Origin of the sequence: Pseudoruegeria sp. SK021 (genome assembly GCF_002119405.1) — a bacterium.
Classification (GTDB): Bacteria; Pseudomonadota; Alphaproteobacteria; order Rhodobacterales; family Rhodobacteraceae; genus Meridianimarinicoccus.
Genome location: NZ_MTBG01000148.1, coordinates 1 through 293, shown reverse-complemented (window position 1 = coordinate 293; position 293 = coordinate 1). Strand labels below are relative to the sequence as shown.

Genomic DNA, 293 nt, shown 5'->3' with positions numbered 1-293 from the left:
TACGCCAAACCCGTCGTTTCGAGCCACCGTGCTTGCGTCTATGCCATTCGCCTTCACCTTCGACCTTGATCCCGGTGGCATCAATCAAAAGATGCAGAGATCCCTTCGACCCGCGATAGGGGATCGCCACGCATCGGTCTACTGTCGGCGGCTCAGCGTGCTGAAATCAGAGGTGGTCCTAGATTTTAGACCAGTTTTCCGCCGATCCAAGCTATAGCATTGGGTTCATGTCAGGCGGCGACTTTCAGGTGTTGATTGTGGGTATCATAAGCCTCACCGGGCGTCAGCAGCCC

Annotated in this window: 1 pseudogene; it reads right to left on the bottom strand. The window is 55.6% G+C overall.

The annotated features are described in order from the left end of the window. A pseudogene (locus BV911_RS19000) lies at window positions 1-168 on the bottom strand (transposase); the annotation flags it as partial. Between the last annotated feature and the right edge of the window lie 125 nt (window positions 169-293).